Annotated in this window: 18 protein-coding genes and 1 tRNA gene; 12 read left to right on the top strand and 7 right to left on the bottom strand. The window is 64.3% G+C overall.

Annotated elements, in window-relative coordinates:
- Window positions 1–165 precede the first annotated feature (165 nt).
- The 3 genes from HGK27_RS13260 to HGK27_RS13250 all read left to right on the top strand — a co-directional run bounded on the left by HGK27_RS13260 (window position 166) and on the right by HGK27_RS13250 (window position 4,686).
- Window positions 166–2,994 carry a TonB-dependent receptor plug domain-containing protein gene (locus HGK27_RS13260; protein ID WP_206241152.1) on the top strand — a complete coding sequence of 943 codons (2,829 nt, stop codon included), beginning with the start codon at window positions 166–168 and terminating at the stop codon, window positions 2,992–2,994.
- 107 nt (window positions 2,995–3,101) lie between these two features.
- A complete protein-coding gene (locus HGK27_RS13255; RefSeq protein WP_206241150.1) occupies window positions 3,102–4,421 on the top strand; it encodes an MFS transporter in 1,320 nt (439 codons plus the stop codon).
- An 82-nt stretch (window positions 4,422–4,503) separates the two neighbouring features.
- Window positions 4,504–4,686 (top strand): hypothetical protein, encoded by a 183-nt coding sequence (locus HGK27_RS13250; protein WP_206243378.1) that lies wholly within the window; start codon window positions 4,504–4,506, stop codon window positions 4,684–4,686.
- Between the two features lie 210 nt (window positions 4,687–4,896).
- Here HGK27_RS13250 and HGK27_RS13245 read toward each other — a convergent pair whose 3' ends face one another.
- The 3 genes from HGK27_RS13245 to HGK27_RS13235 all read right to left on the bottom strand — a co-directional run bounded on the left by HGK27_RS13245 (window position 4,897) and on the right by HGK27_RS13235 (window position 8,633).
- Window positions 4,897–5,256, bottom strand: a complete 360-nt coding sequence (locus HGK27_RS13245) for a hypothetical protein (RefSeq protein WP_241127123.1) — start codon at window positions 5,254–5,256, stop codon at window positions 4,897–4,899.
- A gap of 275 nt (window positions 5,257–5,531) precedes the next feature.
- Window positions 5,532–7,481 (bottom strand): hypothetical protein, encoded by a 1,950-nt coding sequence (locus tag HGK27_RS13240; protein WP_206241148.1) that lies wholly within the window; start codon window positions 7,479–7,481, stop codon window positions 5,532–5,534.
- A gap of 135 nt (window positions 7,482–7,616) precedes the next feature.
- Window positions 7,617–8,633 carry an MBL fold metallo-hydrolase gene (locus HGK27_RS13235; RefSeq protein WP_206241146.1) on the bottom strand — a complete coding sequence of 339 codons (1,017 nt, stop codon included), beginning with the start codon at window positions 8,631–8,633 and terminating at the stop codon, window positions 7,617–7,619.
- Window positions 8,634–8,809: 176 nt separating this feature from the next.
- Here HGK27_RS13235 and HGK27_RS13230 point away from each other — a divergent pair, with 176 nt between their 5' ends.
- The 7 genes from HGK27_RS13230 to HGK27_RS13200 all read left to right on the top strand — a co-directional run bounded on the left by HGK27_RS13230 (window position 8,810) and on the right by HGK27_RS13200 (window position 18,669).
- A complete protein-coding gene (locus tag HGK27_RS13230; protein WP_206241144.1) occupies window positions 8,810–9,763 on the top strand; it encodes an alpha/beta hydrolase in 954 nt (317 codons plus the stop codon).
- Between the two features lie 81 nt (window positions 9,764–9,844).
- Complete coding sequence (locus HGK27_RS13225) at window positions 9,845–11,263, top strand: carboxylesterase/lipase family protein (protein WP_206241143.1); 1,419 nt, start codon at window positions 9,845–9,847, stop codon at window positions 11,261–11,263.
- Between the two features lie 315 nt (window positions 11,264–11,578).
- Entirely contained in the window at window positions 11,579–13,819 is a 2,241-nt protein-coding gene (locus HGK27_RS13220; protein WP_206241141.1) for a TonB-dependent hemoglobin/transferrin/lactoferrin family receptor, read from the top strand.
- A gap of 21 nt (window positions 13,820–13,840) precedes the next feature.
- Window positions 13,841–14,830, top strand: a complete 990-nt coding sequence (locus HGK27_RS13215; protein ID WP_206241140.1) for a DUF6607 family protein — start codon at window positions 13,841–13,843, stop codon at window positions 14,828–14,830.
- A 157-nt stretch (window positions 14,831–14,987) separates the two neighbouring features.
- The gene (locus HGK27_RS13210) at window positions 14,988–16,496 is read left to right on the top strand and encodes an oligosaccharide flippase family protein (protein ID WP_241127121.1); all 1,509 of its coding nucleotides are present in this window, start codon (window positions 14,988–14,990) and stop codon (window positions 16,494–16,496) included.
- Complete coding sequence (locus HGK27_RS13205) at window positions 16,493–17,368, top strand: beta-1,6-N-acetylglucosaminyltransferase (RefSeq protein ID WP_206241139.1); 876 nt, start codon at window positions 16,493–16,495, stop codon at window positions 17,366–17,368. The genes HGK27_RS13210 and HGK27_RS13205 overlap by 4 nt, the downstream gene beginning before the upstream one ends.
- Before the next feature lie 26 nt (window positions 17,369–17,394).
- Window positions 17,395–18,669 carry an ArnT family glycosyltransferase gene (locus HGK27_RS13200; RefSeq protein ID WP_241127119.1) on the top strand — a complete coding sequence of 425 codons (1,275 nt, stop codon included), beginning with the start codon at window positions 17,395–17,397 and terminating at the stop codon, window positions 18,667–18,669.
- A 202-nt stretch (window positions 18,670–18,871) separates the two neighbouring features.
- Here HGK27_RS13200 and HGK27_RS13195 read toward each other — a convergent pair whose 3' ends face one another.
- Window positions 18,872–19,726 (bottom strand): LysR family transcriptional regulator, encoded by an 855-nt coding sequence (locus tag HGK27_RS13195; RefSeq protein ID WP_241127386.1) that lies wholly within the window; start codon window positions 19,724–19,726, stop codon window positions 18,872–18,874.
- A 119-nt stretch (window positions 19,727–19,845) separates the two neighbouring features.
- Here HGK27_RS13195 and HGK27_RS13190 point away from each other — a divergent pair, with 119 nt between their 5' ends.
- Window positions 19,846–20,790: a carbon-nitrogen hydrolase family protein gene (locus HGK27_RS13190; RefSeq protein WP_206241136.1), complete on the top strand. Its 945-nt coding sequence runs from the start codon at window positions 19,846–19,848 to the stop codon at window positions 20,788–20,790.
- 164 nt (window positions 20,791–20,954) lie between these two features.
- Window positions 20,955–21,512 (top strand): outer membrane protein, encoded by a 558-nt coding sequence (locus HGK27_RS13185; RefSeq protein WP_206241135.1) that lies wholly within the window; start codon window positions 20,955–20,957, stop codon window positions 21,510–21,512.
- A gap of 157 nt (window positions 21,513–21,669) precedes the next feature.
- Here HGK27_RS13185 and HGK27_RS13180 read toward each other — a convergent pair.
- The 3 genes from HGK27_RS13180 to HGK27_RS13170 form a co-directional block, all read right to left on the bottom strand.
- Window positions 21,670–21,743 (bottom strand) — tRNA-Gly (locus HGK27_RS13180).
- A 121-nt stretch (window positions 21,744–21,864) separates the two neighbouring features.
- The gene (locus HGK27_RS13175) at window positions 21,865–22,254 is read right to left on the bottom strand and encodes a c-type cytochrome (protein ID WP_206241134.1); all 390 of its coding nucleotides are present in this window, start codon (window positions 22,252–22,254) and stop codon (window positions 21,865–21,867) included.
- A 65-nt stretch (window positions 22,255–22,319) separates the two neighbouring features.
- A complete protein-coding gene (locus HGK27_RS13170) occupies window positions 22,320–23,663 on the bottom strand; it encodes a peroxiredoxin family protein (RefSeq protein WP_206241133.1) in 1,344 nt (447 codons plus the stop codon).
- Between the last annotated feature and the right edge of the window lie 4 nt (window positions 23,664–23,667).

Raw genomic sequence — 23,667 nt, 5'->3', positions numbered from 1 at the left:
TAAAGAGCCCATAAAATAGAAACTGACACCGGTGGCATCAATACCGCCTGCGAATAGGTCAATCGCGGCTGGGCATTGGACGAGGGGGGCGGGATGCCCGACACCGGTGAGGAAGAAACGCCGAAGAACACCGCAGAGCGGGAACGGCCTTGGGAGGGATGAGAGATGGTTTCGACATGGAAGCGACTGCGTTTTTGCGCGCTGGCCAGCACGGGCATGACCATGCTGGCGCTGACGACTTCAGTTGCTCAGGCGCAGGACCAGACCGCGCCGGCTGCGGCAACGCCCGCGCCGGAAACCCCGTCTGCCGATGCACCGCATGCCGTCAGCGACAAGGACATCATCGTCACCGGCTCCCGCGTGAAGCGTGACGGCTATGATGCCCCCACGCCGCTGACCGTGGTGAGCGCGGATGCCATCAACAAGGCCGCGCCCGCCAATCTGGCCGATTACGTCAACCAGATGCCTCAGCTCTCGCCCAGCCAGACCTCGCGCGTGGGCAATGGCAACACCTCGACCGGCGTCAACGGCCTCAACCTGCTCGATCTGCGCGGGCTTGGCCCCAACCGCACGCTGGTGCTGGTGGACAACCAGCGCGTGGCCCCGTCCACCCAGACCGGCGCGGTGGACGTCAACAACATCCCCACCGCACTGATCAAGCGCGTGGACATCGTGACGGGCGGCGCTTCGGCGGCCTATGGTTCGGACGCGGTGGCGGGCGTGGTCAACTTCATCATCGACCGCACCTTCACCGGCATCAAGGGCAACATCAACGGCGGCATTACCCAGAGCGGCGACAACAAGAGCTATGATGCCAGCATCGCGGCGGGCAAGAGCTTTGCCGGCGGCAAGGGCCATATCCTTTTCAGCTATGAGCATGAGCATCAGGACGGTGTCGATGCGCTGAACCGCAAATGGTACACCGCCACCTATCTGGTGCCCAATCCGGCCTATGTGGCGGGCAATGGCCAGCCGCGCCAGATCGTGGCCTCCAATGTGAACTACAACAATGTCTCGCAGGGCGGCGTGATCACCAACACGGCGCTCAAGGGCACCAATTTCCTTGCGGGCGGGGCGGTGTCGCCGTTCCAGTATGGCACCATCGCGGGCAATTTCATGCTGGGCGGCAACACCTGGAACGAGGGCAACACCATCGCCCTGTCGCCGCGCATCGACCGCGACAACGCCTGGGGCCGCCTGACCTATGAGGTGGCCGACAACATCACCGCCTCGCTGGAAGGCTCCTATGGCTCCAGCGGCGCGCGCAACAGCGCGGCCTATCAGCGCTATGCGGGCAATCTGACCATGTCGGCCAGCAATGCCTTCCTGCCGCAGAGCGTGCGCAATCAGGCTGCCGCCGCCGGGGTCACCTCCTTCGGCTATGGCTATTCGACCTATGATCTGGGCCGCCCGGTCAGCGATATCAGCCGCACCAACTACCGCATCGTCGGCTCGCTGGAAGGCAAGATCGGCAGCAACTGGACGTGGAATGCCTATTATCAGTACGGCCACACCGATCTCAACATCCGCCTGCTCAACACCACCAATGTCGCCAATTTCGCCAATGCCATCGATGCGGTGACCAACAGCAGCGGCCAGATCGTCTGCCGCTCGACGCTGACCAATCCTTCCAATGGTTGCGTGCCGCTCAACATCTTTGGCTATGGCGTGGCCAGCCAGGCTGCCATCAACTATGTGAAGGGCACCGCCTGGCAGTCGCAGGGCATCACCGAGCAGGTGGGCGCGGCCTCGGTCAGCGGTACGCTGCTCAACAACTGGGCCGGGCCGGTCTCGCTGGCGGCAGGTGTGGAGCATCGCAGTGAAAGCGCCACGGCGGTGGGCGATCCGCTCTCGCAGACCAATGGCTGGTACACCGGCAATTACAAGACCAATGCTGGCGGCTACAACGTCACCGAAGGCTTTGCCGAAACGGTGGTGCCGCTGCTGAAGAACAGCAAGCTGGGCAAATCGGCCGATTTCAATGGCGCGGTGCGTGTCACCAGCTACTCCACCTCGGGCATGGTCACGACGTGGAAGGCGGGCCTGACCTATGAGCCGATCAGCGACATCAAGCTGCGCGCCGTGCTGAGCCGCGACATTCGCGCGCCCTCCATCAGCGAAATGTACATCGCGGGCGCGACGCAGGCCACCGACGTTGCCGATCCGGTCAAGGGCGTGACCGTCCGCACCACCGCCATCAGCAACGGCAACACCAATCTGCGCCCGGAAAAGGCCGATACGCTCAGCCTTGGCGGCGTGTTCCGCCCGCGCTTCATCCCGGGCTTCTCGGCCTCGGTCGACTATTACAACATCCGCCTGAAGGATGCGATCACCACACTGGCGGTGGCCGATATCGTCAACCGCTGCGCGGCGGGCGAGACGGCGATCTGCAATTACGTGACGCGTGACAGCGGCGGCAACATCACCTCGATCCTGCGCATTCCGGTCAATCTGGCCACGGTGCGGGTGCGCGGCATCGACTTCGATGCCTCCTATCGTGTGGAAGCCAGCAAGATCATCCCGGGCATGAGCGGCGCCTTCTCGCTGCATTTCCTGGCGACGCGCGCGCTCAATTACGCCTACACCAATGCGGGCAACACCATCGAATATGTGGGTGAGAACGGCGGCCCCAACGCCACCTATCCCATCCCCAAGTGGCGCACCTACACCACGCTGGGCTACGACAATGATCGCGGTTCGCTGCAGGCCACGATGCGCAGCGTTTCCTCGGGCGTGTACGACAACACCTGGAAATCGGGTGTGGACATCGACAACAATTACATCGCCGGGGCGACCTATTTCGATCTGGCGGGTAATCTGACCGTCTGGGGCGACCGCCAGCGAAAGGCCGAACTCTATTTCAAGATCGAGAACCTGCTGGACAAGGACCCGCCGATCGCCGCCGGTATCGCCTCCTCCACGCTGCAGACCAACCCGGTGCTTTACGACACGCTGGGCCGCAATTTCCGCGTGGGCGTGCGCTTCCGTTACTGATTGCCAGCGAGGCAGGGAATGGCTCTTTCCCTGCCTCGCCCGTTTTTGCATGATGGGCCAAAGACATAAGAGGTGTTTGGGTGGCTTTGACGAAACAGCAGATAGGCATGCAGCAGATCGGAAAGGTGCGCTGGACGGTTCTGGCGATGCTGTTTGCCGTCACGGTCATCAATTACGCGGTGAGGGCGGCGCTGTCTCTGGCGGCGCCCTCTCTGTCCAAGGAGCTGGGGATCGATGCCCTGCAGCTCGGCTGGATCTTTTCGGCCTTTGGCTGGGCCTATGTGGTGGCGCAGCTGCCCGGCGGCTGGCTGCTGGACCGCTTCGGGGCGCCCAAGGTCTATTTCTGGGCCATCGTTATCTGGTCGCTGATCACCGCCGCGCATGGCGCGGTGGTCTGGATGAGCGGCGCCACGGCGGTGACGGTGCTGTTCGTGCTGCGCTTTCTGGTGGGCTTTGCCGAAGGGCCGTCCTTTCCCGGCAATGCCCGCATCGTGGCCAGCTGGTTCCCCGCGCGCGAACGCGGCACCGCCAGCGCCATCTTCAACGCCGCGCAATATTTCGCCACGGTGCTCTTCGCGCCGCTGATGGGCTGGATCGTCGCCGATTTCGGCTGGCCATGGGTCTTTGTGGTGATGGGGGCTTTCGGGCTGCTGGCCGCCGGGATCTGGCCCAGCGTGGTGCGCGCCCCGCGTGACCATCCCCGCCTTGGCGAGGCCGAGATGGAGCTGATCGTGGAGGGCGGCGCGCTGGTCGATCCCCCCGCCGCCGCGCCTCAGGCCGACCAGAGCGAGAACCGCCGCAAGATGCGCGTGCTGCTCTGCACGCCCACGCTATGGGGCATGTATCTGGGCCAGTTCTTTGTGAACGCGCTGACCTTCTTTTTCATCACCTGGTTCCCGGTCTACCTCGTGCAGGAGCGGGGCCTTTCGGTGGTGAAGGCCGGCATGTTCGCCACCATGCCCGCGATCTGCGGCTTTGCCGGCGGCGTGCTGGGCGGCATCTGGTCGGACTGGCTGCTGCGCCGGGGCGCCTCTTTGACGGTGGCGCGCAAGGTGCCCATCGTCTCGGGCATGCTGATGGCGCTGGTGATCGTGGCCTGCAACTATGCCAGCAGCGATACGATGGTGCTGCTGTTCATGAGCCTCGCCTTCTTCGGCAAGGGCGTGGGGGCCATGGGCTGGGCGGTGATGGCCGATGTGGCCCCGCGAGACAGCGCAGGCCTCTCGGCGGGCATCTTCAACATGTTCGGCAACATCTCCTCCATCCTGACGCCCATCGTCATCGGCTATATCCTGAAGGAGACGCATTCCTTCAATCTGGTGCTGCTGGTGGTGGCCGGTTGCGCGCTTGCCGCTGCCCTGTGCTTCCTGCTGCTCGTCGGCAAAATCGAACGGATCGGCGAGGAAAAAGCGGCTCACCGCATCTGAGGCTTAAATGGGGGAGGGCCGTGTCGTCCTCCCGCTGAGTGAACGGACTTGCGAACGCATTCTCACAGAGCGGAGATCAGTGATGAGCATTCAGATCGGCACAGTCGCAGCTTCCAGCGGCGTTGCCAGCGCCGTATGGCCCCCTCAGCAGCCCGCCTCGCAGCTGGCCGCCCCCGCCGTGGCCGCATCGGCCAGCGCTGATGCGCAGATCGCGACGGCTTCAGCCGCGATGGCGACCGGGAGCACCTTTTCCATCATGGCGTGATCCCGCCGGTTCAACGCGAAACGAGAAGGGCGCCGCTGGGGCGCCCTTTTTGCTTTGGAGAGAAGGGGGCCATGCGCGGGGGCTAGCGCCTCGCGCTCCCATGTGTCTCTGCCTTGCGTGTGATCCGGGGTCTGGCCGCCATCCCTTGCTCAGGATAACAGCGGCCATCCCGGGGCGGCTGATGAAACAGACCCCGGGCGACCCCTGTTATCAGCAGCCGTTGCGGGCCATGTTGCGGTCACGCGTGTTCTTCTTGTCGAGGGTCCGGCCGACCAGCGCACCGGCGACACCGCCCACGATCGTTCCGGCCGTGCCACCGCCCAGCGCGTTGCCGAGCAAAGCACCGCCAGCACCGCCGGCGACGGTCCCGACGGCACCATTGCCGCTGCCGCAATGGCGCGAAGCATAGCGACCACGGGCCCGATCCGAATAGTGCTGACGATGCGAGTCACGATAGCGCTGGTCATACCCGGACCCTTGAGCCGAGGCTGTCGAGGGGATCACACCCAGCCCAAGCGTTGCAAGCCCGGCGGCGGCGAGAGCTGCCTTTGCATTAAATTTGATCGTCATAGAAAATCCCTCCTACAGGTCATGCCCGACCTTGCCACCGTCAAACTGCAGGGACCATGAACACTCAAGCAGGCTGGTATTCAAATTTCATATAAATTGTTAATTCTGGCATTTGAAATGCCGGGCAGCGCTTGCTGGCCAGAGCATGCTGTCACGGACCGGTGGTGGCTTCCCGCTGACTTATCCGTGTTTCTACCGCAGCGAAGCGGCCTTCGACATCCGCCGCCCTGCGCTCCAAAACCCGGCGAGCCCTTTGCCCGCCGGGGATGGGTCCCTTACAGCATCGCATCACGCTCTTCGGCGGTCATGGTGCGCAGGCCTTCGGTGCTGTCCATAATCGGCGCGGCCCATGGGAAGTCCAAACGCGGCGCGTTGGCGAAGCGCTGCATCTTCAGCACCAGCTTGGCGCCTGCACCCGGAGCCAGCTGCACCTCCACGACGCGGCCATTGACTGGCACCGCCTTGCCATCCAGCGTCACGCTCAGGATCTGATGCTCGCCATAGGCGCCGCCTTGCAGAGTGACAGTGCGGTTGGCGCTCTGGTTGGTGTTGACCAGCGTCACCACGGTCTCATCCGCCGTGATGCCTTCCACCAGAGCGCTTACGCCCTCGGGCAGGCCGGGGCGGCGGTTCAGAGGATCGAAGTAGCGCAGGCGCACGAACTGGAACGCCCCGCCGACATTGGGCGAATAGCGCGACCAACCCGGCCGCCCGACATAGATCCCGCCCTGCATCAGCTCGACAAGCGCGGCGATGTTGGCCGGGTTCTGATCCATCACCGTATCGGCAAAGCGCGTGTCGGGCGTGGATTGGTCCGACAGCAGCGCGGCATGGGCGTTGCGGATGCGCTCCAGCGCAAGGCGCAGGGCCTGCACGGGGTAGGTGGGGTTCTTGCCCTCAAGATAGCTGATCCACGGATGGTCGGGCATGCGCGCGCGGTCGGCGGGCTTCATGGTGAGGTAATAGATGTCCTGCGCGCCCAGCAGCCATTTGCCCGGCTGGAAGGAGTACCAACCATTGTCGCCATACATGCGCGGGGCGGAGAGCTTGCCGTTCACGGTCTTGGCTTGGGCATTGATGCGGTCGGTCATCTTGCGCCAGACGTCGAGATACTTGTCGTTCCCGCCGCTGATGACATAGGCGTTCATGAAGGCCGACAGGGTGAAGCCGATGCGGTTGCGGTCTTGCCGCTGGCCGGTCTGAGGCACCACCGGGCTGAAGGCCCAGCCATAGACGCCGCCATACCATTTGCCGCCCGCCTCGCCGCCGATCTTGCCGTCATAGCCGATGTTGGTGGGGATGATGTCATTGTTGGCCCGCGCCCGCTCGACCCATGCATCGACATATTCCAGCATCCACGCGCGGTATTTCTCCTCGCCCGCCAGCATATAGGCGTTGAAGGCAAGGCCCGTCGATTCAAGGTTGAGCGGCGTGTCCCCGGTGGTGTCGGTGTAGTCCTTGAAGTGGGCCAGCATCTGGTCGTAATCATGCTCGCCATGGAGCAGGGCGTTCTGGTCGACGCCGGCCAGCTCCACCGGATCGCCCGCCCAGTCCAGAGCGGTGGCCTTGCGCATCAAGGGCCCACGGCTGCCGTTGAACATCGATTTGATGATCTTGTGCTGCTTGTCGTAATTGGGGGCGCTGGGGTCTTCCCCGGTGTAGAAACCTGCAAAGCGGCGCACGCGGTTGCGATAGGCCTGCGAATAGGGATTGCCGAGACCCATGTTGTTGAAGACGGTCAGCCCCTCGCCATTGTGCTGCCAGTCCATCATCACGGGGAATTCGCGGAAATACATGCCTTCGCGGGCGAAGGGCACCTGCGTGGTCTTGGCCAGCGTGTATTGGCGGACATGCCCTTCATAGGCGTGTTCATACAGGGTGCGGATGCGCTCATCGGCGCCGAGGGCGTAGAGCTGGGGCCAGTCGTTGACGTTTTCGATGGCATCGTCCGGGCCATCGTCGCCGCCCCAGCGCTCACGGGCGAGGAGGAAGCCGTTGGCGTCGTAATAGCGGCGGAAGAAGGCCTCGCAGGCATCGGTATGGGCCGCCAGCACGGCGCGCTGCAGCAGGGCCCATTCGGGCGGAGCCATCGGGGTGGTGATGGTGAGCTTTTGCGCAGCGGTGGGCGCTGCCGGGGCAGCCATGGCACGGGGCGCGGCCATCAGGCTGGCGGACAGGGCCGTGGCCAGCGAGGTGGATTGCGTCAGGAATTGCCTGCGTGGCATCGGCATCATGTCTCTCCCCAAAAGGCTCCGCTTGGGCGGCTTTGGGCAGAGACTAGCGTGGAAACCGGTGTCATTCCAAGACGTATGGAGACGTCATCCATGCCAAAGCGGCATGGATGACGCGCAAGATTTGGATCAGTCGCCGGTTTCGCCCAGTCTGGCGAGTTGCACGCGTGAGCAGGCACTCATCACGCCCATATAGCGTTGATATTTATCGACACCGTAGATGAAGGGGTTCGGCCCGGGCGCGCCATAGCGGATCAGCGCCTCCTTCTCAGTGGCGGCCATATGCACCGGATGGTTGGTGACCAGCACATCGACGCCCGCCGCCTTGGTGATCTGCTGCCAGCGCGCCAGCGACACGATCTGCTTATGCGCGGAAACCGAGTCCTGCCCGCCGCCCGTGCCGCCCATCAGCCCGGCGAGATGCCGCTGCCCATGATCGAACACCGGAAAAATCATCGAGAGCGCGCCCGGCGTATGCCCCGGCGTGACATAGATCTTCACGCTGGTCTTGCCGAGTGTCACCACGTCGCCATCCTTCAGCACCATATCGCGGCGCGGCGGCACCAGATTGGCGAAAGGCCCGCCGCCATGGTTGGGGCTTTCGATCATGCCCCAGTCGGTTTCCGAGGTGGCGACTTTCGCGCCGAACGTATCCTGCAGATATTTGGCGCCGCCCCAATGGTCGCCATGACCGTGGGTCAGCAGCACATATTTGATGCGGGCCGGGTCAAGACCCAAGGCGCGCATGTTGGGCACCAGAATATCGCGCGCCTCATCGCCATTGTTTAGCGCATCGATGACGATGATCCCGTCGCTGGTGTCGAGCGCCCAGGCGGAAACGGCATTCTGGCCGATGGAATAGAGATTGTCGAAAACCTTCGTGGCTGGGACCAGCCCGTCATGCTGCACGCCCGCGACGATCTTCTTGTCGAGCGGGCTGATCAGGCAGCGCCAGTTGAAATCGGCCTCCAGATCGGAACCGGCGATCTTGCGTCCCTCGGCCAGATGGCGGGCGACGGCCTCGCGGTTTTCATGGGGGAAGCTGGCTTGCGAGGGATAGGCGATGGGGGCCTGCGCGGCGGCTAGCCCGGCCATGCCCAGACAGACCGCGCCCAGCAGGGCGTAACGCATAGAGTGCAATGCCATGGCTCTCTCCTGACGATTGTGATTGTTATGGCGCAGATCATCGGCGCGGTGGCGCTCAAGTCCAAGTCCATTTCGCTTTCGATCCTTGCGCAATCAGCATGGACCGCAAGCGAGGAACGGCTTGAAGACAAACCCGCCGCGCCGATAGCAAGGCAAGACCAAAAGGGGGGAGGGCCATGAAGACTCTGTTGCACTGCGCGGCTTTGGCCTGCCTGCTTCTCGCCGCGTCCGTGGCCGCGCGCCCGGTGGACGATAGCTACACCATCGCCAGCCGGTTCGAGCGCTACCGCAGCCTCTATCCCGGCATTGCATGGCCGGCGGTGGCGCCCGCACCCGGTGAAACCATGCTGTTCGACCGCGCCTACAAGACCCTGCCCGATCGCGACCTGCACCTCGATATCTTCCGCCCCGCGCCCGATCATACGCGCCATCAAGGGCTGGTGCTGGTGCATGGCGGGGCGTGGCGCTCTGGCAGCAAGGCGCATTTCTATGTGCTGGCCGACCGGCTGGCGCAGCGCGGCTATACGGTGTTCCTGCCCGAAATCCGCCTCTCGCCCGAGGCGCCTTTTCCCGCTGGTCTGGTGGATGTGAGTGACACCATGGTCTGGGTCAAAACCCATGCCGCCGAGTTTGGACTATCCCCTCAAAAGATCGCGCTGGGCGGGGCGTCATCCGGCGGGCAGATGGCGGCGCTGGTGGCCTATTCCGATGCTGCGGGGCTGTTCCGCTCGACGCCGCAGGATGACCGCAGCGCCAACGCCCTGATCGATATCGACGGCGTGCTGGATTTTACCACGCCGCTGGCTCTGCAGTTCGAGAATGCCAATGGCACGCAGTCCTCGGCAGCGAAATGGCTGGGCGGCAGTTGGGATCAGGTGCCCCAGCGCTGGAAGGAGGCCTCCGCCGCCACCTATGTTGGCGCCAAATCACCACCCACGCTGATCATCAGCAGCGGCAATGCCCATTTCACGGAGGGCAAGGATCAGGTGATGGCCAGTTTGCAGGCCAACCATATCCCCGCCCGCTGGTACGCCTTCGAGAAGGCCCCGCACGATATCTGGCTGTTCGAACCATGGCTGCCGACCGTGGTCGACACAATCGACAACTTCCTGAAAAGCCTGCATGAATAGGTATGAATTTCAGGCGCTTGCCGGAGCTGCTCTCCCTCGATAGGATCGCTATCAAACATACCGTATTGGGGGAGAGTATCGATGCGCCTGAGCCTTTGCCTGACCAGCCTTGCCGCCGCCATGATCCCTTGTTCCGCCATGGCCGCCGATACGCCGGTCAGCGTTACGGTCGAGACCGGCGCGCTGAAAGGCGCCATCGCGGATGGCGTGGCCAGCTGGAAGGGCATCCCCTTTGCCGCACCGCCGGTCGGCGCGCTGCGCTGGCGAGCGCCTCAACCCGCCGCGCCGTGGCAGGGCGAGCGCGACGCCACAGCCTATGGCCATGACTGCATGCAGGTGCCTTTCCCCAGCGACGCCGCCCCCTTGGGTACACCGCCCGCCGAGGACTGCCTCTACGCCAATGTCTGGCGCCCGGCCAAAGCTGGCGGCAAGCTGCCGGTGATGGTGTGGATCTATGGCGGCGGCTTTGTGAATGGCGGCGCCTCGCCGCCGACCTATTCGGGTGCCGAACTGGCGAAAAAGGGCGTGCTGTTCTTCAGCTTCAACTACCGTGTCGGGCGCTTCGGCACCTTTGCCCATCCCGCGCTGACCAAGGCGCATGAGGATGGCGGCCTGCTGGGCAATTACGGCACGCTGGACCAGATCGCCGCGCTCAAATGGGTGAAGCGCAACATTGCCCGCTTCGGCGGCGACCCGGAGAATGTCACGTTGATCGGCGAAAGCGCGGGCGGCATGTCGGTGAACATGCTGCTGACCTCGCCTCTGGCGCAGGGGCTGTTCCAGCGTGCGGTGGTGATGTCGGGCGGCAATGGGCAGAATCTGACCGGGGCCACCCTGCAGAGCGTGGAGAAGATCGGGGCGGATTTTGGCCAGTCCAAGGGTGTCTCGCCCGATGACCCGCAGGCGTTGGACAAGCTGCGCGCTCTGCCCGCCGAAACCGTGACCGATGGGCTGAACATGATGGCGCTGTTCGGGCCGGGCCCGCGCACCTTTGCCAGCCCCTTTGCCGATGGCACGATCTCTGTGGAGCCCGCGAAGGCCTTTGCCGAGGGGCATTTCGCGAAAGTCCCGGTGCTGATCGGCGCCACCAGCGCCGACATCGGCGGCCCGACCGGCTATATGGCCAGCGGCGCGCGGCAGATCGCGGGCACGCTGGCGGGGCAGGGCGTGCCCTTGTGGGAATACCGTTTCTCCTATGTGGCGAATTCGGTCGGCAAGCCGGGGGCAGGCCATGCCACCGACATTCCCTTTTTCTTCGACACGCAGGCCATCAAATATGGCGCCGCGACCACCCCGCGTGACAATGGGATGGGCAAGGCGATCAGCGCCTATCTGGTGAATTTCGCCAGGACGGGCACCCCCGCCGCGCCGGGCCTGCCCGCATGGCCGCGCTATGCCAAATCTGCTGATGTGCTGATGGATTTCGCTGAGGACGGTAAGCCTAGGGCCCAGCGCGATCCCCTGGGAAGCCAGCTTGAGGCCGCTGCCTCAAAACCCTGAGGTCAGCACCGGGTAACCGGCAAGAACGGGGCGGTCGTTGGAAAACGAGCCGCCCCGTTCTTGCATCCGGCGCCCGCCGAAATGCGGTGGCGCCCGGTAGGTCGTTCTTTTTTCGAAAGCTTTTGACGGCGTGCCATCGCGCTGACCGCATCGCCTCTTTGCGCAAAAATCCATAAATGCGATTGACTCGCAAGTGCAATAGATAGATGGGGCGGCCATGGCCGGACTGCGGGGGGCGTCGTCCGGCCCGGAAACGCCGTCAACCGTGGCGTCTGCCGAAGCTCTCGGCGGGCGCTGCCTTCGAAAGGATCGCTCATGTCATCCCGCCAGCCCATCCGGACTGCCCTGTCGCCTGCGCTCAGAGCCAGCAGCAGCCCCCTGTCGATTGTGGCAACGCTTTTCGCGGCTATGGCCTTGTCGCAGCCCGCCTTCGCGCAGGGCACGGATCAGAACGCCACCAATCTGGGCTCGGTCACGGTCACCAGCACCGCTCTGGGCGACGAGGCCGACCGCAGCGAACAGGGCAAGCCCCGCGTGCTGACCACCACCATCGATGCCGGCACCCTGCGCCATCTGATGATCGACGATCTGAAGGATGTGTCGCGCCGCCTCGATGCCTCGGTCAATGTGCGGGCCAGCAATGACAGCATCGCCATGCGCGGGCTCGATTCCAACCGCCTGCTCACCACCGTCGACGGCATCCGCCAGCCCTGGCTGACCGATGGCGTGTGGAATGCACAGGGCGGTGTGTCCTCCTATGATTTCAACGGTCTGTCTGCCATCGATATCGTCAAGTCGGGCGATTCCAGCTTCTTTGGCACCGGCGCCATGGGCGGGGTGGTGGCCTTGCGCACGCTCGATCCCGCCGATCTGCTGAAGGAGGGCAAGAATTTCGGCGGCCTGTCGAAAGCCACCTATGACAGCACCAGCCACAGCCTCTACCTCAATCAGGCGCTGGCCTTCCGCCACAAGGACACCGAACTGCTGGTGCAGGGCGGCCTGCGCGTCGGCCATGAGAAGCGAAACCGGGGCGAGATCCTCGGCACCGGCACCACGCGCACCGCCAAGAACCCCGCCGATTACGACCAGAACAGCCTGCTGGTGAAGCTCTACCAGAACCTCGGCAATGGCCATCGCATCGGCATCGCGGCGGAGACCTTCAACCGCGATTACACCGAAAACACGCTGACCAGCCTGTCCTCCACCTATCGCAGCTATGCCACCGAAACCGAGAACCGCCGCCGCCGCGTCTCGGCCAGCTATGACTATACGGGGCAGGGGGATACGGGCGTCACGCAGGCGCATCTGATCGGCTACTGGCAGCGCACCATGCTGACGCTGGGCACCTATGCCAACCGCGCCACCACGCCTGCGGGCACGTATAACCGCGTCAGCGATCTTACCTCGGATCAGTTCGGGGGCACGGGCAACATCAGCTTTGGCGCGAAGGCGGCGGGTGTGCTCAACACCTTCACCCTCTCGGGCGAACTCTATGGCACGCGGACCAAGGAATACACCGCAGGCATTGACAGCTGCACGCCCGCCATCTTCGCCTGCGCCTATTTCCATACCAATCAGGCGGATATGCCCAATGTGCATGGCACGGACCTTGGCGTGACGCTGCAAGACCGCATCGCCTTTGCCGACAACCGCATCCGCATCACCCCGGCCATCCGCTACGACTATTTCCGCCGCACGCCGATCAACACCGCAGCGTTTCAGGCCAATGACGCCTACACCGGGCCTTTGAACGGCACCCATGGCGATCGCTGGTCGCCCAAGGTGCTGGGCGAGGTCGATGTGGTGCCCGGCATCACGCTTTACGGCCAATATGCTCAGGCCTTCCGCGCGCCTTCGGCCACCGAGCTTTACCTGCTCTATGGCGGCGCGGGCAGCTATGCCAACATCGGCAATCCCAACCTCAAGCCCGAAACCAGCAAAGGTTACGAAGTGGGCGTGAAGGGGGGCACCGCCAAGCGCGGCTTCAAGCTGAGCTATTACGACAACATCTATCACAACTTCATCGACACCATCACCACCACGGCGGCGGCGGCGGGGATCAGCGGCAACTATCCGCTGGGCGTGTTCCAATATGTCAACCGCACCCGCGTGCGGATCTATGGGCTTGAGGCCAGCGCGCAATATGCGCTGGACGATCACTGGCGGGCCTGGGGCTCGCTGGCCTATGTCCATGGGCGTGACACCTCGACACCGGCCTATCTGAACTCGATCCCGCCCTTCAAGGCGATCCTTGGCGTGGGCTACACCGGCAGCGGCTATGGCGTGGACCTGACGGGAACCTTCGCGGGCCCGCGTCGTCAGGTGGAAACGCCGACCTCCGATCTCAACAAGGCGCCGCCCTATGGGCTGGTGGACCTCTCCGGCTGGTGGGAGCCAAGCTTCCTGCATGGGGTGAAGGTGCAGGCGGGCGTGTTCAACCTGCTGAACAAGACCTATTACGATGCGCTGGATATCCCCGACAGCTCATCCATGGCCAAGGCCTATTATTCGCAGCCCGGGCGCAATGCCAAAGTCACCGCGACCTTCCAGTTCTGATCTCTCAAGGACGATAGATCCATGAAACACAAGCTGATCCGGCCTTTTCTGGCCTCCGCCATGCTGCTTTGCGCGGCGCCTGTTCTGGCCGATGCCCCCATCGCCCAGCGCAGTGCCGCCGAGCAGGACGCCTCCTTCAAGGCCGACCGGGCTGATATCCTCAACATGGCAGGCGACTTCAAGGTCACCTTTGACATGCGCGAAACCACCAGCTGGCGCGCCGATTACACGCCGATCCCCGCTGCCGTGACAGGCGGCCATGAAAGCGTACGCGTGGTGGAGGACACTGGCCGCCACATCGTGCTGCAGCATCTGCTGGTCGTCACCATGCCCAAGGACAAGGGTGGCAAAACGCTGGTGATCAAGCACTGGCGTCAGGACTGGACCTATGAGCCCGAATCCATCCTCACCTACGCCGGCAAGGGCGCGTGGAAGCTGGAGCCGGTGCCCGAGAAATTCCGCGCCGGTCGCTGGTCGCAGACGGTGTGGCAGACCGACGATTCCCCGCGCTATGGCGGCTCGGGCCAGTGGACCGACGAGGGCGGTGTGCGCCGCTGGCGCAGCAGCTGGACATGGCGCCCGCTCGCCCGCCGTGACGCCACGCGCCATCCGCCCTATGACCGCTATCTGGGCATCAACCGCCACTCGCCCACCCCGACGGGCTGGATTCACTGGCAGGACAACATCAAGATGGGGCCCGATGCCAGCGGCAAGGAAGTGCCCTATGTGCAGGAATCCGTGCTGAACACCTATCAGCGTGACAGCAACTACGCCGTTTCCGCCGCCGATGCCTATTGGAACGCCACCAAGAATTACTGGGCCGCGATCCGCACGGCATGGGATGAGACCATCGCCCGCAACAAGGGCGTGACCGTCGCCGAGGTGGCCGATACCGGCTCGGCAGGGGCGGAAAGGCTGATGGATCTCGCCGAGGATATCCAGAACGGCAAGGTCAAGACGGATGAGGCCATCCGCCGTGGTAAGGCGGTGATCGCCGAGGTCGCACACTAAGCAACAGGGCTTGGGCAGGCGGGAAAATCAGCCTGCCCAAGCATTTGTTTACGCCCTTGCCGCTATGGTCCTTTGCGAAGCCGCGCGGCATAAGGCGCGGCATGACGCTGGACCGCTTGCCACCGATGATCTGCCCCCAATCCAACGGACATCGCGCGTGAGCGACACCGCCAACACGCCCGAAACGGAAGGAGGTCGCGAACCCGCCGCCATGAGCGTGCGCGGCGCCGCCGTCTGGGCAATGGCGGGGCAGTATATTTCCTTCGCGATCCAGTTCTGCAGCTCGGTGGTGATCTCGCGGTTTTTCCTCTCGCCGGCCGAGGTGGGGCTGTTTTCCATCGGTCTGGCGGCGGCCTTGCTGGTCTCGATCCTGCAGGACTTTGGCCTGTCGCGCTATCTGGCGGCGCAGCCTACCCTCAGCCGCGAGGAAATCGCTCGCTGTTCCAGCGTGGCCTTTCTGTTTTCCTTTGTGATCGCCAGCCTGATTGCGGCGGCGGCCTACCCGATGGCGCAGGCCTATCACCAACCGGCGCTGATGAAGATTTTGCTCATCATTTCCGCCAGCTATCTCTTCCTGCCGCTGGCGGTGGTGCCCATGGCGCTGATGGCGCGATCGATGCAGTTCCATCGCCATTTCGCGGTCAATGTCGGCGGGGCTTTGGTGCAGGCCACGGTGGCGGTGTCGCTGGCGTGGGCAGGCTCATCCTCCTTCGCGCTGGCCTGGGCGACGGTGGGCTCCGCCGTGGCGCGGGGCCTGATCGCGCAAGCCATGCGCCGTGCGCCGCCATGGCCCTTGCGGCTCGATGGGGTGAAGCCGGTGCTGGCTTTCGGCTCACGCTCCAGCCTGCTGTACTTCACCGGAGCCCTGGGTACGCGCTCGCCCGATCTGATCGTGGGCAAGATGCTGACGATGGCGGCGGTGGGGCTTTACAGCCGCGCCGTCAGCCTGTCGGACCAGTTCCGCATGTTGATTGCAGGCGCCATCGGCAGCGTGTTCTTCCCCGCCTTCGCCCGCATCCGTGATCGGGGCGAGCCGCTTGGCCCGGCTTACTTGCGCGTCTGTTCCGGCTACACCGCCATCGTCTGGCCGGGGATGGCGGGGCTGGCTTTCGCCGCGCAGCCGCTGGTGCATCTGCTTTATGGTCCGGCGTGGAGCGGCGTTGCGCCGCTGCTGCAATGGATCGCGCTCAGCGAGTTGCTGTTCATCGCCATGCCGCTCAACACCGATCTGCCGATCCTGATGGGGCGGATGGATAAACTCATGGTCTTCTGCGTGATCGATACGGTGATGTCGCTGGCCCTGCTGGCGGGCGGCGCGCATTGGGGCGTGCAGGGCGCGGCGATCTCGCGCATGGCCTATGCGGTGGGTTATGTCGCGCTTTACGCCCGTTTCATGCATGAGATCACGCAGTTTGATGTGAAGATCATGGCCGGCATCTATGCCCGCAGCTTCGTGGCGATGCTGGCCGCTCTGGCGCCTTTGGCCGCGACCTATCTCTTCTGGCAGAGCCCCGATCAGATCGCTCTGCCGGTGCTGCTGGGCGCGGTGGCGGTGGGCGTGGCGCTGTGGCTGGTGGCGCTGGTTCTGCTGCGCCATCCGGTGGTCAATGAGTTGGAGGGGCTGGCCGAGAAAGTGCCGTTGCTGCGCCGCGTGGTGCGTGCATGATCCAGACCTATGCCATCATGGCGCACAACCTGCCCGATCAGCTCGCCCTGCTGATCGACCGTCTGCTGCCCCAAGGCACGCAAGACCGGGTGGTGCTTCATCTCGATTCCGGTTGCGATCTGTGGAAGCATCAGCGTGCGCGCTTCGCCTCGCATGCCAGCGGTCGTCTGACCCTGGTGAGCAACCCCACCCGCGTGCGCTGGGGCCATTACACCCAGATCAGCGCCCAGCAGCGCCTGCTGCGCGAGGCCCTGAAACAGCCCTTCGATTACTTTCACCTGACCAGCGGTTCCGACTGGCCGGTGCGCTCGCCCGGGCAGATCGCGGAAGAGATCGCCAGCCACGGCCCCCGCCGCCCGATCTTCACCGACATCTGGGGCGAAATCCAGACCGAGCGCATGGACGACTGGTGGTTCGAGCGCCGCAAGCTGCGTTTCCGGGGCACGCCGCGCCTCAATGAAAACATCGAACGCGCCCAGATCCGCGCCAGCTGGATCTTCTCGCGCTGGTTTCGTCAGGCGGGGCTGAAGCGCTCGCGCTATGCCGGGCAGACATGGATGAAGGGCAGCGAGTGGTTCTCCGCCCCGCATGACGTGGCGCAGCGCCTGCTCGCCGATTACGAGCGCCTGCTGCGCAGCGGTCGGCTGGCCTGCACCCAATGCGCCGATGAGCATGTCGCGCCCTCGGTGTTTAGCCGAAACTTTGCCGATCGCATCGAACCGGCCCGCCGCTACATCGACTGGAGCGCTCTGGGCTGGCACCCCAAGCTGCTGCGCGCCGAGGATGCCGAGGCGATCCTGCACAGCGGGGCATGGTTCGCGCGCAAATGCGATGCCGGGGTGGATGATTTCTTCCTGCGCCTGTCGTCATGACGGGCAGCAGCAACAGGGGGCAGGGGTTGGCGCGTTCTATCGCATGGCTGGGAAGCGCCCGAGGCGCGCTGGTGTTGCTGTGGCTGCTCTGGCTGGCGCCGCGCGCGCTGCTGCTGCTGGCCCATGTCACGCCCTCCTCGGATGCGGCATGGTATGTCGACCGCGCCACCGAGATGGCACATGGTCTGGGTTACCGCGAGCATGGTGCGCCCACCGCCTATTGGCCCCCGGGCTGGCCGCTGACGCTGACCCTGCTGTTCCGCGCTTTCGGCGTCTCCACGCTGGTGGTGAGCCTTTTCAACCTGCTGTGCAGCGCGATTTCGGCGCTGGTGATGCAGGATCTGGCGCGGCGCATCGGGAAGAGCCAGCTGGCCGGGCGCATCGCCCTGCTGCTGATCGCGCTCTATCCCAACAATGCCTTCTACGGCCCGCTGGCCATGACCGAATGCTTCTACACCGCCCTGCTGCTGGGTGGCTGCTGGCTGCTGGTGTGCCGCACGGGCTGGGTGGGGCTGGTGCTTGCCGGGCTGGTCTTCGGCGTGGCGATGCTGGTGAAGGCGCAGACTCTGGTGGTCGTCCCGCTGATCTTCGCCATCCGCCTGTGGCGCGAGCCCGATGCCCTGCGTCGCCTGCCGTTGCTGGTGGCGCAAGGGGCGCTGGTGGTGGCGGTGGCGCTGCTCACCGTCTCGCCCTGGACCCTGCGCAACCAGCGCGAGATGGGCGCCTTTGTGCTGGTCTCCACCAATGGCGGCATCACCCTGCTGACGGGCAACAATGATTCCGCGCGCGGCGATTTCACCCCCGACGATCCGCTGGTGCACCAACTCAACGCCCGTAAGGGCCTCAACGAAATGCAGTTCGATGCCGAGGCCAAGCGGCTGGGCGTCGATTGGATCAAGAGCCACCCTGTCGGTTTCGCGAAACTGGTGCCGTTGAAGCTGATGCGCCTCTGGGCCCCCGATGGCGAGGCGCAATGGCATTACGAGCGCGGCTGGGCGCCATGGAGCCGGTTCGCCAAGCTGGGTCTGGCGCTGCGTCTGGCCAATCAGGCGATCTATGTGCTGATGCTGCTGGGCATGGCCGGTTTTGCCGTGGTGGAGCTGCGCCGCCGCCATCGCGAGGGTGTGCGTCTGATCGACTGGTGGCTGCTGCCTTATGGCATTGCAGCTTACGTTAGCGCGATTGCGGTGGTGTTTTCCGGCCAGTCGCGGTTTCATTTCCCGGTGATGCCGTTTGCGGCAATGACCTGCGGGTGGCTGGTGGCGTTGTGGGTGGATCGGAAGGTTAAGTTGAAGGGATAAAGCAGGGGGCGTTACGCCCCCTGCACCCCCGTTACGTCTCCCGACACGGATGGAGCGCGAAGTCTGATCGCAGCGCAAGCTTCCTGCCGCCGGAGGCAATTGTTCCCTGCGGGGCGGAGAGGTTGGGCGCTGGGTTGCGGCCTTACCTGAGATTTCGCCGGGAGACGTTATGGGAGCGCGAGGGGGTAACCCCCTCGCATTTTCACTTTAGACTTTGAAAAGCCCCGGTAATCACCTCACGAATCCACGCATGCCCCGCCTCGCGTTTCCACAGCAGCGAGACGCTGTAATCGCCCATCTCCACCGGCACGGGGCCATAGTCCAGACCATGCTCATAAGCCAAAGCCCGCGCGGCATGCGTCGGGATAGTCGAGATCGCGCGGGTGCCGCGCAGGAAGCCGGGCAGGGCGGAGAAATGCGTCAGCGCCGTCACCGCGCGGCGCTGCTGGCCGATGCGGCGCAGGGCCTGATCCACCGCGCCCTGATGCGCGCTGAAAGAGACCAGCACATGGGGCAGGGCCAGAAAATCCTCCAGCGTCAGCGGACCCTCGACCATTCGCGGATCATAGAGGCAGGCATAGGCGGAGCGGCCCAACTCCTGCGCGGCCAGCCATGAACGTGCGGGGGGATCGGCCACCACGGCAAGGTTGATTTCTCCGGCGGTGAAGGCCTGCTCGACCAGCGCGCGGTTGGTCTGGCGAAAGGCGATGGTGACGCCGGGGGCCTCTGCCATCACGCGGCGCATGATGGCGGGGCCCATGGCCAGCTCGAAATCGTCGGACATGCCGATGGTGAAGCGGGCGCTGCTGGTGGCGGGGTCGAAGGCAGGCTGGGGGCGCAGGGCCTGCGCAATCAGGCCGACGCCCTGCTCCAGATCGCCGGCCATGGCGATGGCGCGGGGGGTGGGCTCCATGCCGCCGTTGCGGCGGATGAACAGTGGGTCTTGGGTGATGGTGCGCAGGCGGCCCAGCGATCCGCTCAGCGCCGACTGGCTAAGCGACAGCCGCCGCGCCGCGCGCGAGACGCTGCCCTCCTGAAAAATGGCAAGGAACACCACAGCCAAGGATAAATCCAGCCTTGTAATATCGTTCAGGGCAATAGTGTGCATCGTGAAATGCGGTTTGCCCGATGATGAGTTGAGGATCAAGCTGCTGGCTATCCTTGCAGGAGAGACCGATGCCCCAGTTCCGTATCGCCGCCATTCAGGCCGGCTCGATCCTTTTCGACACGCCCGCCACGCTGGACCGCATGGAGGGTTTGTGCCAGCGCGCAGCGGGGCAAGGGCTCGATCTGGTGGTCTTTCCCGAGGCCTTTGTCGGCGGCTATCCCAAGGGGCTGGATTTCGGGGCGCGGCTTGGCTCGCGCACGGCCGAGGGGCGTGAGGATTATCTGCGCTACTGGCGCTCGGCCATCGAGGTACCGGGCGCCGAGACCGCGCGCATCGGCGCCATGGCGGCCGCTCTGGGCGCATGGCTGGTGACCGGGGTGATCGAGCGGGTTGGCGCGACGCTCTATTGCGCCTCGCTGACGTTCAACCCGCAGGGCGAGCTGGTGAACCATCACCGCAAGCTGATGCCCACAGCCACCGAAAGGCTGGTCTGGGCGCAGGGCGATGGCTCGGGGCTGGGCGTGGTGCAGACACCGATGGGCGTGCTGGGCGGCGCGATCTGTTGGGAGAATTACATGCCCGCGCTCCGTCAGGCGATGTATGCCAAGGGCGTGGAAATTTGGTGCGCCCCCACCGTGGATGAGCGCGAGATCTGGCAGTCCTCGCTGCGCCATATCGCCTATGAGGGACGGATGTTCGTCGTCGGCGCCTGCCAGTATCTGACGCCTGCCGATCTGCCCGAAAGCTATGCCGCCACGTTCTGCGATCAGCCACTGATCCGGGGCGGCAGCGTGATCATCGGCCCGATGGGCGATGTGCTGGCCGGGCCGGTCTATGGCGAGGAAGCGATCGTTTCAGCGGTGATCGACACCGACGATATTGTGCGCGCGCGTTACGATCTGGACGTTTCGGGCCATTACGCGCGACCCGATCTGTTCACATTGCTGGTGGATGAAAGTCCGCGCCAGACAGTACGTTGCCAGAACACGACAGAAAGTGTCGAGCCCGCTTGAGGGCCGCGCGGGGCACGGGCATGGTGCGCCGCATCATCTGGGGCATGGTGATGTGGTCCAAATGTAACAGTTATGTTACATTTTCTTTGTGATGCCAGAGGCGCTGTTGCGCGGTGAGGGGCGTCTGCCTAACCGGCGCCTCCCCCCTTTCTGGAGATTTACCTATGCGTCATTCCCTGATCCTGGCCGGTGCCGTGCTGGGCGCCTCGCTGCTGGCTGCCGCGCCCGCACAGGCCGAGACCGGCCCCCGCGCCGAAGCGCTGGTCGGCTGGGACCGCGTCTCGCTCGACGAGGGCGACAATGGCCTGGGCACCTACCACAAGAGCGGTTTCTCGTATGGTGGCGCCGTGGGTTACGACTATCAGATCGCCCCGCTGGTGAGCATCGGCGCCGACGCCGAACTGACCGGTTCGACCGCCCGTTATCGCGGCGGCAACTCGAGCCTGAGCGCCGGTCGTGACTTCTACTTCGGTGGCCGCGCCACCCTGTCGGTGTCGCCGCTGACGCATGTTTACGCCAAGGTGGGCTATGCCAATGGCCGCATCAATTACAACGTGCCGGGTTACAGCGTGAGCACCAACGGCGATGGCGTGCGCTTCGGCGTGGGCGTGCAGCAGACCATTGCCCCGCGCATCTACGTTCTGGCTGAGTATCGCTACACCAGCTATCAGGACAATTTCTCGCGCAATCAGCTGATGACGGGCGTGGGCGTCCACTTCTGATCTGTTGATCTGCCTCCGTGTGGAGGGTGGGCTTGCCTGCCCTCCGCCGGTTTTTGATACCCTGAGCGTGTGACAGCGCTGCTGGCGAGGATCGCCGGCACAAAGCGCATGCGTCTTGCCGCATTGCTGCTTAAACGATCCTGATTGTTTGATTTTATGGAGCGGGTGAAGGGAATCGAACCCTCGTATTCAGCTTGGGAAGCTGCTGCTCTACCATTGAGCTACACCCGCCCGCCAAAGGCCTGATTAAGACCGTTACGCCAAGCGTGGCTGGGCGATTGGCACAGGAGGCGGGGATCGGTCAACCACTTTCCATCACCTTATCGACAGGCTGTGCGCTTTCCGATCCGCTTCAGTGCAGCGTTTTCAGATAGCCGATGATGGCTTCCCGCTCGGCGGGATCAGGCGAGTTCACATCCATATCGGCGCCCGGCGCAAAGGCCTGCGGATCGGCGATATAGGTGTTGAGCGTGAGGTCGGACCAGATGCCGCTCTTGGCTTTCAGCGCATCGGAATAGACGTAATCGCTGCGGCTGGCGATGTTGCGGCCCACCACGCCGATCAGCGGTGGGGCCAGCCCGTCTCCACCATCGCCTCCCAGACCATGACAGCGGGCGCAGCGGTTTTCAAACAGCACCTCGCCTCTGCCGTGGGCGGCCTCCGCGCCGTGCAGGGAGGAGCCGGCATTGCCGAAAGTCAGGATCGCGCCAGCCGCAGCCAGCGACGCCAGAAATGCTCGCACCGAAGAACTCCGTCAGATTTGCGGGAAAGACGGGGCAGGGGTGGAGGCCCGCCCCGTCCCGGCTCTTAGCGGTTCAGCGCCAGAGCCTTACCAGAGGGCTGGTTATCGGCGGCTGCCACCACCGGCTTTTCGGCCAGCAATTGCTCGATGCGGCTGGTGAAATCGGCCTTGAGCTGCTCGTGGAAGGCACCGCTGGCGGGCGAGGCGAAGCCCGAATGCACCGCTTTCACCTTGCCGTCACGACCGATGAACACGGTGGCGGGCCAAGTGTCGAGATGGTTGAGCTGGGGCACCTTCTCCCACATCTGGGCAGGCGAACCGGCCTCCAGATAGGTGTACTTCACGCCATATTGCTTCACGAAGGCCTTCTGACGCTTGAATGTGTCCTGCTGCTCGGGCTCTTCGAAGTTGAGGGCGACGATGGCCAGACCCTTGTCGCGATACTTCTTGTCCAGCTCGACCAGATACTGCGCCTCGTCATGGCAATTGGGGCACCAGGTGCCGGTGACAACCGCCAGAACCACCTTGCCCTTGAAGCGCGGATCGTCCTGCGAGATCAGCTTGCCGCTGTTGTCAGGGAAGTTGAACTTGAAGATCGCGTTAGGATCGGCGGCGGTGGTGTGAGTCAGGAAGTCGTCGGGCTTGGCGAAGCCCTTCGCGGTGGCGACATCCTCGCGATAGGCGATCAGCGCGGGGGCATAGCGGCCATCGGGGGCATCGCTGCCGTAATCGCTGGTGGCGGCTTTGGCGGGGCGGCTGGCTTCCTGCTGGATTTCCAGCGTGCCGTCGCCCTTGGGGGTGACCACGATCACGCCGGGGCGCCCGCCGTCGAAGTGGCTGAGCACCCATTTGCCGTCCTTGAAGGCGCCAGTGTAGCTGCCGGTGTCGCCATCGATGCGCAGGATCGAGCCGGCCACGTCGCCGCCTTTCTGCTCCACGATGAAGCGGAAGGCCTTCTCGCCCTTGGAGGACGGGGAGGAGAGCGGAATGATCCATGTGCCCGCGATGGCCGGGCCGGAAACGCCTGCCGGAGCCTCGACATGGCGCACGGCGTGGAAGCTGTAATCGGCCGAGGATTCGCGGTTCTGGGCCACCACCTTGCCGTCGAGCTGGCCATTCTCCAGCCTTGCGTTGATGGTGGTGAGATAGTGATCGACATTCAGCACCAGATTGCCGTTCTGGAAGCTGGCGCTGGTGGTGCCGTCATAGGGTTTGAACCCATCGTAGAACACGCCTTGCAGCGAGGGGCCGTCGCCCTTGATGTCGAGGCGGAAGGGGATCTGCGTGCCGTTGCGCGTCAGCACCGCATCCCAGCGCCCGGCGACCGGGCTTTCGGTGGCGGCGAGGGTGGGGGCGGCGCTGCCCAGCAGCAGGGCGGTGGCGAGAGAGGCCTTCAGACTTGTTTTCATGAGT

The organism is Novosphingobium terrae (genome assembly GCF_017163935.1).
In the GTDB taxonomy this organism is placed as follows: Bacteria; Pseudomonadota; Alphaproteobacteria; order Sphingomonadales; family Sphingomonadaceae; genus Novosphingobium; species Novosphingobium terrae.
This window is presented reverse-complemented; position numbering and strand designations above follow the sequence as displayed.

Coding starts and splice junctions, on each gene's coding strand:
- HGK27_RS13250 (WP_206243378.1), top strand. CDS start 4,504: ATGAGCATTCAGATCGGCACAGTCGCAGCTTCCAGCGGCGTTGCCAGC.
- HGK27_RS13205 (WP_206241139.1), top strand. CDS start 16,493: ATGATCCAGACCTATGCCATCATGGCGCACAACCTGCCCGATCAGCTC.
- HGK27_RS13260 (WP_206241152.1), top strand. CDS start 166: ATGGTTTCGACATGGAAGCGACTGCGTTTTTGCGCGCTGGCCAGCACG.
- HGK27_RS13185 (WP_206241135.1), top strand. CDS start 20,955: ATGCGTCATTCCCTGATCCTGGCCGGTGCCGTGCTGGGCGCCTCGCTG.
- HGK27_RS13230 (WP_206241144.1), top strand. CDS start 8,810: ATGAAGACTCTGTTGCACTGCGCGGCTTTGGCCTGCCTGCTTCTCGCC.
- HGK27_RS13240 (WP_206241148.1), bottom strand. CDS start 7,481: ATGCCACGCAGGCAATTCCTGACGCAATCCACCTCGCTGGCCACGGCC.
- HGK27_RS13190 (WP_206241136.1), top strand. CDS start 19,846: ATGCCCCAGTTCCGTATCGCCGCCATTCAGGCCGGCTCGATCCTTTTC.
- HGK27_RS13225 (WP_206241143.1), top strand. CDS start 9,845: ATGCGCCTGAGCCTTTGCCTGACCAGCCTTGCCGCCGCCATGATCCCT.
- HGK27_RS13215 (WP_206241140.1), top strand. CDS start 13,841: ATGAAACACAAGCTGATCCGGCCTTTTCTGGCCTCCGCCATGCTGCTT.
- HGK27_RS13255 (WP_206241150.1), top strand. CDS start 3,102: ATGCAGCAGATCGGAAAGGTGCGCTGGACGGTTCTGGCGATGCTGTTT.
- HGK27_RS13235 (WP_206241146.1), bottom strand. CDS start 8,633: ATGGCATTGCACTCTATGCGTTACGCCCTGCTGGGCGCGGTCTGTCTG.
- HGK27_RS13245 (WP_241127123.1), bottom strand. CDS start 5,256: ATGACGATCAAATTTAATGCAAAGGCAGCTCTCGCCGCCGCCGGGCTT.
- HGK27_RS13220 (WP_206241141.1), top strand. CDS start 11,579: ATGTCATCCCGCCAGCCCATCCGGACTGCCCTGTCGCCTGCGCTCAGA.
- HGK27_RS13170 (WP_206241133.1), bottom strand. CDS start 23,663: ATGAAAACAAGTCTGAAGGCCTCTCTCGCCACCGCCCTGCTGCTGGGC.